Genomic DNA, 7738 nt, shown 5'->3' with positions numbered 1-7738 from the left:
TTGACGTGGCACGAAGGCCACTGTGAGCCGACAGCAGATGCCCCAGCGTCTGTGGTCGGTATGTCAAGCCGTGCTAACGACAGCAGCGCCGGCCCGATACGACTTCGGTGCCGGCATATCGCCCTGTAGCTGCTCCGCATGAACAAGGACCGGCGCGACGAAGATGAGTTTGCGCTGCTGATTGCCGATGCCAAAGGGCTGCATACGAAAATGCCCACGGCGCCAGTGCGGCGCCACACCACCTCCTGCCACGCCTTCCGAAGCACCCGGCGGCAATGTCTCAGGGCCGACAAGGATGCCGTTGTAGAGCGACGCCGATCTATGCACCAGCTTGGCGCGCTTGCGCTCCCCCAGGCCGGCAGCGCGGCGTAGCGCCTCGTCGTATTCGCAGTGCGGCGTCACGCGCGCTTGCTTTAAGGCCATGTAGAGAAACACACGTACCACGTAGCTGACCGCGGCATGCATCGATCGGTGGATCTCGCTCTGGTCCGTCGTCTGGACGTTGGCGAGGATCTCGGCCAACCATTCGCCGACCGTCATGTCCCCACGATCCGTTTCGCCGAGCAGCGAGACATGGCCGCCATAGCTGTCCTGGCGTTTGCTGATGAAGACGAGTTCCAGCGTCCAGCACTTCTCCTCTGGGTCGCCAGATGAGGCATGCCGGGTCAGGAAACAGAAAACCCCGTCAAAAACGTGATCGGGAGATTGCGGGTCCGGCACTTTCAGATACCGCATTGCTACCTCGCCGAACCGCAGGTACTGGGCCCGGTAGGGCGGCGCGACCATACTCATCGGGAGACTGAGATCCACGTCCGAATTCGCCAGCAGTGTCTCCAGCGCCGCAGTAGCCTCGATCACTGTGCCCTCGCTCAAATGGTACTTGAGGTTCGTGCTGACCTGGAACGCGAGCCGTTGGCAATCCTCGGCGCTTATCTGCCCAGCTATCGAAGACCGGGGATGCATGCATTCCAGCTGCCGGAGAATTTCCTGCCTGATCTGCCAGCACAGCGTGCCAAGAGCCTGCCAGTGGGGCCACAGGCCGGTGTTCCCGAGCGCACGGGTCCAGGCGTCGAGCGCGCCCTGCGCGCGGAACTGTACGGGATAGGGCCGACCAAAAAGCCGCGTAATGGGGCTGCGAACCAGGGCCGGTCCGATGTTGACGAACCCATCCATCGGGGCTGGCTGCCGGCCGATCGTACTTGCGGTGCGCGCTTGCCTTTGGCGTATCAAATTTTTAGGCACTGCCTGTCTCCTCCTGGAAAACTGTCAGAAAAACTTTAGACATGGCGCAGGGAAACGTGTTGATACTGATTAAGTTCCCTTTGGCAGCCTCCGGGTAACGTGTTCGCTGAACATTTTTCACTTCGGCCAAGGCCACACGGGCATCGGGAGGCAATCAATGGGCGAAAGCCAGGAAATCGCGGCGGGTGCCGCACGGTCAGCATTCAGCGGCGCATCCCAGCACAACCGGCTCATGCGGCTCGATTTCCCCTTGAACGACGGGCCGCCCGCGATCCTGCTGCCGAACAAGCTGGTCGCGCATGAAGAAGTTTCGCGGAGTTTCCGCTTCGATGTCGAAGTGCTGTCGGACGACGCGCGTATCCCGCTGAAAATGCTGATGGGCCGGATGGTGACGATCTCCCTGGTACGGGAAGACGGGTCACTACGCTACTTCAACGGCTACATCACGGAATTCCGCTTCCTGCGCAGCGATGGCGGCTTCGCCTTTTACCGGATGGTGCTCGAACCCTGGCTCGCATTCGCACGCCTGCGCAAGAACTGTGTTTCGTTCCACAATAAAACCGTGCGGGAGATCACCGAGGAAACCCTGCGGCACTACCGTCAGGCCGACTGGCAAATGTACCCGATCGACGAGTCGAAGCTGACCGTCGCCAACCAGTACAACGAGAGCGACTACAACCATCTGCACCGGCGCTGGGAAGTGCTCGGCCTGTATTACTGGTACGAGCACAGGTTCGATGGCCACCAGCTCATGATTTCGGACAACAGCTTCCTCGCCCCTCCCATCGACGAGGAAATGTACGTGATCTCATTCCACGACGGCAGGGGCTCGCGGGAGGACGACGGCATTCACGAGTGGACGGCAATCCGGCGCCTGGGCTCGGGCCGGACCACGCTGGCGAGTTTCGACTACAAGAACCCTCGCGCGCAACGCGCTGAAGCCGCTTCCCTCAACGAACAAGGCGATTTCTTCCCTTACGAGGTCTACGAGGACACCGGCTCCTATGGCTTTCGCTTGTACTCCGACGGCGAACAGCTGGCGGCGCGGCGCATGGACGAAGCGGACAAGGACAGGCAGTATTTCGATGCGAAAGGCAACGAACGCTTCGTGCTGCCCGGTCGCAGGTTCAAGCTCGGCGGCCACTTCAGCGCCGAGTCGCGCTCGAGCCGATACGACGCCGAGCCACGCGGCAGCATTGGAGACCGTTATTACCTGATCCTGTCTGCCGACCATGAGGTATCGAATAATTACCTGGCCGGCGCAGGTGCACCCTCGCGCTACGAAAATCGCTTCACGTGCATCCGCCAGGACATCCGCTGGCGTCCCGGCCGCAACTACAACAGCGAGCCGGCTACCTACATGGGGCTGCATACGGCCATCGTCGTCGGCCCGGCCGGCGCCGACATCCACACGGACGGCTACGGGCGGGTCAAGCTGCAGTTTCACTGGGATCGGCTGGGCGACTACAATGAGATGAGCTCGCCATGGATTCGGGTATTGAGCCCGGCGGCCGGCGATCAGTTCGGGCAGATCCGGTTGCCCCGCGTCGGCGAGGAAGTGGGTGTCGTCTACGCGAATGGGAATATCGACCATCCGCTCATCCTCGGCGCGCTCTACAACCAAACCCACATGCCGCCGTGGTCCCTGCCGGAGCAGCAGTCGCTTGCCGGCCTGCGCAGCCGGGAGCTGGGCGGCGGGGCGCGCGGCAACCACCTGGTGCTCGACGACACGCCAGATAAAATCCAGGCACAGCTGAAAAGCGATCACCAGTGCAGTCAACTGTCGCTCGGCCACATCACGCGCATCGAGGACAACGCGGGCCGCAAGGACGCGCGCGGGGAAGGCTGGGAGCTGCGCACCGACGGGCATGGCGTGGCACGCGCCGCACAGGGCATGCTTATCACTACAGAAGCGCGACAAAATGCGGCATCCCACACCAAAGACATGGGTGAGACCGCGCAGCGACTGGCTGCGGCTGCCCAGATCCAGGAGCAGCTGGCGACAATGGCGGTCGACCACGAGGCTCAGGAAAAGGGCCAGCAGGACGAAGCCGCAGAGGACGTCAAAGCCCAGCACTCGGCAATCCGCGGGGCGGGGAAAGGGACGTTTCCTGAGCTCGCCGAGCCCCATCTTGTCATGGCAAGCCCAGCCGGGATCGAACTCACAACCGCCCAATCGACCCACATTGCCAGCGGCCGTCACACCGCGATCACCAGCGAGAAAAGCCTGTCGATTGCCAGTGCCGATGGCCTGTTCGCGAGCGTTGGCAAGACCTTCAGGCTCTTCGTCCATAAGGCGGGAATGAAATTGATCGCTGCGGCCGGCAAGGTGTCGGTGCAGGCGCAGAGTGACGACGTGGAGGTCATCGCCAACAAGGTGCTCCAACTCCTCAGCGAGACGGACTGGGTAAATATTCGTGGCAAGAAAGGCGTAAGGCTGCACGGCGTCAACAACATGGTCGAGATCGGCGAGAAGGTGCAGTTCTTCACCTCATCACCTGTGCTATTCCACGGCAACCTCGAGACGCTGCCAGCGAAAAGCGTGTCGCAGGCATTCAACGAACGCACTTCGGACTACCACTTTGACCAGGAAGTCAACTTCGTGGACGCCAACATGAAGCCCGAGAAGAACATTGCCTACGAACTCGTGCGCGATGACGGAACGGTAATTGACGGAAAAACCTCGGCCAGCGGCAGCACAGAAGTACAGAAATCAGGCGGTTTCGACTCCTATACCATCCGTTACAAGGGTGAACTACCATGAGCGACCAATCCGGACTGAACGAGCGGGGCAATCACCAGGGCGAATTCACACAAGGTGTCGGGGGATGGGCCGAATACACGGTCTACTTGACGCCAACGTCGGACGCGGTCCGCCACGACGTCAAGCTCCCGCCGCGCAAGATCATCCCTGTGATCTTCTTGCCCGGCGTGATGGGCAGTAATCTTCGCCTCAGCAAACAGCGACAAAAAAATCTGGAACGGCCGGACAACCGTTCGTGGCGTCCGGACGATATGTCCAGCAATGTCGATAAGGCCGGTATTCTCTTAGGCACTGGTCTTGGTGGGTGGTACAAGGATGCCTCGCCAGCACAGCGGCAACTCATGCTCGATCCGAACGAGACGGAAGTCGAGTATTACCACTATACCGAGAGTAAAGATCGGTTTGATCCCGAGGGCGCGGAAACGCTGGCTGCAGACAAACTGCACCAGAACGTGCCTGACAATCTCGAATTCATTCCACCCTTGCTCGGGTCGCGCATTACAGGAAGTCTGGTACTCAACCGGCGGCTAAGTATGAAGAAGCGCGAATCCCCTGCGCAGATTGCACGCTGGCGAGGCTGGAGCGAAGTCCTATTCGACGGAGCGTATGGGAAGATGCTGAAGGCAGCGGAAAGCCACCTCAACAACATGATCTCAGGCGATGCCGCCAATCCGATGTGGAGGCCTTTCTTTGCAGATCCCAGCACTTTCGGCGGGGTGAATGTAGGCGCCGCACTGACAGAGCAGGACCTTAAAAAAGTCGCTGCGTGCTGGTACCCGGTGCACGCGATGGGGTACAACTTTTTGAAGAGCAACGGCATCTCCGCGCGGGTGATCGCGGACCGTGTACGCGGCCTCGTCAAGGGCTACCAGAAGCGGGGATTTAAATGCGATGAGGTGATCATCGTCACGCACAGCATGGGCGGTCTGCTTGCTCGTGCGCTCATTCATCCGAAGTACGGAAACTTGTTGAACGATCCCAGCGTCAAGGTACTAGGCATTTATCACAACGTAATGCCGACCATGGGTGCCGCTGCTTCGTACAAACGCATGCGATTCGGTTTTCTGGAGGGATCGGGCATGGTTGCTGAAACTATTGCACAGGTTTTGGGCATTAATGGTGAACATGCCACTGCCATACTCGCCAATGCACCTGCAGCGTTGGAGCTGTTGCCCGGAACAGCGTATGGGAAGGGTTGGCTCAAAGTCGTGGACGGGTCAGGACGCGAGATGTGGAGCTTGCCTGGTAGCACGGCAGGCGCTTTGGAAAGCATTTACCTACAACCGGCAGATGCGTGGTGGCGGCTTCTCAACCCTGATTGGGTTAATCCCGGGCGCGTAGAGAAAAAGAATGGCGGGGGCATCGATGCCGTTGTCAGGCGCTTAAACAAGGCCAGTGAATTTATCGAAGATATCAAAGCGACTTTCCACCCAACTAATAGTTATGGCAGCTTCTGCTCATCTTCGGAACGCCTCAGCTACGGTGAAGTCGTTTTCAAAGTTGCCGACCGCGAGGTGTGGGATGCCCGGAACAGCAAGCTTCCCCCAGTCGAGAGCTGGAAACTCTTGAGCGACGACGCCAAGGGAACGCTGACAGTCCAGGCAGGCGCGCGCGTACTTACTCTCACGCTGCAGCCACCGACGGCTCCTGGCGACGAAACTGTGCCTGCGACCCGATCCGCCAAGCTGATCGACGGAAAGCTATTCGTGCACGGTGAAACAAGGGGCAAGAGCTACGAGCATCAGAAAAGCTATGCCGATCGCGACGTACTGGCCTCGTTGCTGTATTCGATCGTTCAAATCGCTAAGACGGCGAAATGGGAGTAACCGTGAAAGCCATGCCTTACCTAAAGCACGGCGCGATCGCCGCCATCTCCCTCATTGTCCTCCTGTCGTTATTTGGAAATTCCCGCAGCTACACTTACAAGGAGAGTGCCGTGCCCGAACCAGTCAAGCTCAGCCCGCGCCTGCAGGCGTTGTTCGAAAAAACAAAGATCCTGTGTTTTGGCCGCTATGCACTCGAAGTACCGCAGGAAGCGCAGCTCATTGAGGGGAATGCTACTTTTGGCATCGGCATCGAAATTGTTGCTGGCGACCTGGAAAAGGCGAAACTCCGCGCCGACGAGAAAATAAGGAAGTTGAAGTGGGAAGACAGCACCGCCGAAGTCACCTACTTTGGGCCGGGACCAATTGCCGATAGCTGGCAGATGCGCTATTTCGAAGATAAATATGCAAAAGCGGACAATTCTCTTTTTTTCGAAACATACGTCAGCAAGGGTGAAATTACATTCGTGCTGGGGGACACCATCGAGAAAGGCGAGACCGAAGGCACGGTAGTCGCCCGACAGATGGCGTATGCCAAGAGCTTGAGGCTGCGCGCCGCGGAAGAAGTACCAACTGAGCCGGGCTTCTGCATCCAGCATGGCTTCATGCCCGGCGATCGGTCCGAGGGACAAGAGAGGATCAGTGCAGGGATCTATTTACCTAGTATCCCGGATGTCACGTTCTCCGTCAGTTCCAACAAGGACGCTTACGCCGATTATAAGAAGGATCGATTCGAGGAGATGAAGCGCGATGAGCTTCCCCTCCTCGCCCGCATCAAGAGTGCCCAAAAGACCCAAGGGGCTTCGTATCCCAAGCGGGACGTTTTACGGGAAGGAAAGCGGGACGTACAACACTGGGATGGTGAAGAATCGCTCATACGCAGGCCGGATGGCACCCACGACTTCGAGTGGGCCTTCGTCGGCACACCGAAAGATGTTGCCAAGCCATCCGAGTTTCATGCCGCCATGTTCACCAAGGTCGCGCACAATATGGTCGGTGCCGCTAAAAAAGCATCGGTCAGCGACGACGAGGCCGTTGCGCTTTGGGACAAGCTCCTTTCCGGCTTGAAATTCAGGGTTAAGGTGCCCGGTGCGCCTGAGGGCTCCTATTATTTTCCTAGAGCCAAGCCGATTAATCAGAGCGCTGAGTAACAGGACAACAAAAGCCCATCAGGAGTAAGCGTCAAACATCAAGGCTGCGGCATGATGCGCCGGACGATAGGACTGATTTGGACATGGCACCGCAGCCGGCCGGCTCATCATTCAGCACTGGGAGAATTGAACATGAAGCATGAGGGACGCGGTGTAATTCGATTGAATGACAAGACGGACCACGGTGGCCAGGTTATTTCTGTTTCATCCGGCACTATCGTAATGGGTACTGAGGCAGCGCTTGCCGACGATCTCACCTTTTGTCCCAAATGCAAAGGGAAGTTTCCTATCAAGCCGGACGGTGCTGGTGCCAAACACAAGGGGCGGTCGTATGCGTATGACAACGACCTCACGGCTTGCGGTGCAAAGTTGATTTCCTCGATATGAAGGTCTCGACCAACCGGGAGCTCTAGACGCCAAAACCATGATGCTGAAGTGCATGGCGAACCGTTCCGCTTCCGATGGGATTACAAGCTGAGCGAAATCACTATTGCACAGCTGTCATCCACAACGGTCGACTGCACTCGGTACCAAAACCAGCGCAATGCCGCTGTTCGACACCACCGGCTTGCACGCAGAGGTGGCGGTGGTACGTTCACTAGGGTACGTCGAATAAAACGACCCGCGACTTCATCTACTGCGCGATCGAGATCGAACAAACGCCAGGCGAGCCTGCTGCCGCACCGGCCGGACCTCAGCCAAACAAACCATGCAGATACCAGCGCGGCTCCTCCTCGTCCGCGCCAATGCGCTCCCGA

The 7738-nt window shown here is 58.6% G+C and carries 5 protein-coding genes; 4 read left to right on the top strand and 1 reads right to left on the bottom strand.

The window, feature by feature from the left end:
• Positions 1-63: 63 nt before the first annotated feature.
• Entirely contained in the window at positions 64-1173 is a 1110-nt protein-coding gene (locus tag NX782_RS25985) for an AcrVA2 family anti-CRISPR protein (protein WP_258848403.1), read from the bottom strand.
• Between the two features lie 226 nt (positions 1174-1399).
• Between NX782_RS25985 and NX782_RS25980 the strand changes: the two genes are divergently transcribed.
• The 4 genes from NX782_RS25980 to NX782_RS25965 are packed head-to-tail and all read left to right on the top strand — an operon-like array spanning position 1400 to position 7367.
• Entirely contained in the window at positions 1400-4006 is a 2607-nt protein-coding gene (locus tag NX782_RS25980; protein WP_258848402.1) for a type VI secretion system Vgr family protein, read from the top strand.
• Complete coding sequence (locus NX782_RS25975) at positions 4003-5832, top strand: esterase/lipase family protein (protein WP_258848401.1); 1830 nt, start codon at positions 4003-4005, stop codon at positions 5830-5832. Before NX782_RS25980 ends, NX782_RS25975 begins: the two co-directional genes overlap by 4 nt.
• An 11-nt stretch (positions 5833-5843) precedes the next feature.
• A complete protein-coding gene (locus NX782_RS25970; protein WP_258848404.1) occupies positions 5844-6980 on the top strand; it encodes a T6SS immunity protein Tli4 family protein in 1137 nt (378 codons plus the stop codon).
• A 51-nt stretch (positions 6981-7031) separates the two neighbouring features.
• On the top strand, positions 7032-7367 hold the full coding sequence (locus tag NX782_RS25965; protein WP_370661840.1) for a PAAR domain-containing protein: 336 nt from the start codon (positions 7032-7034) through the stop codon (positions 7365-7367).
• Positions 7368-7738 lie beyond the last annotated feature (371 nt).

Origin of the sequence: Massilia norwichensis, assembly GCF_024753245.1 — a bacterium.
Lineage (GTDB): Bacteria > Pseudomonadota > Gammaproteobacteria > Burkholderiales > Burkholderiaceae_D > Telluria > Telluria norwichensis.
The sequence above is the reverse complement of the archived record's forward strand: the minus strand, read 5'-3'. Positions and strand labels throughout refer to the sequence as shown.